General features: G+C 46.5%; 1 protein-coding gene. It reads left to right on the forward strand.

The features are described from left to right. The coding region (locus N482_RS25110; RefSeq protein ID WP_196765292.1) for a hypothetical protein at positions 1-372 on the forward strand (372 nt) is incomplete at both ends.

Consider the following 372-nt stretch of genomic DNA (forward strand, 5'->3'; position numbering starts at 1 on the left):
GCGTGCCTCAAATCAAGCAGGCTATAAGATCACACAAGGCACGACCGACTACCTTGAAGGGCAGGACTATTTAGGTGCAACGGCGGATCAATTTGGCTCTCAAAGCGAGATCCAAGTGATGTTGAATGAAGAAGCCACGGCAAAGCTTACCTTTACTGAACAACTTAACACAGGTGATAAATCAGTATCGGGTCGAGTGTTTGTTGATATTAACCAAGATGGCGACCCTAACGGTAATGACTTTGCGTTAGAAGGCATTGCGATCCAACTAAGCGGCCTGGATCTCTATGGAGAAGTCGTTGAGCTCAGTATGGTAACAGATGCCAAAGGCGCATTTAATTTCACAGATCTGCGTGCCTCAAATCAAGCAGG

The sequence above is a fragment of the Pseudoalteromonas luteoviolacea NCIMB 1942 genome (assembly GCF_001625595.1).
Taxonomy (GTDB): Bacteria; Pseudomonadota; Gammaproteobacteria; order Enterobacterales; family Alteromonadaceae; genus Pseudoalteromonas; species Pseudoalteromonas luteoviolacea_A.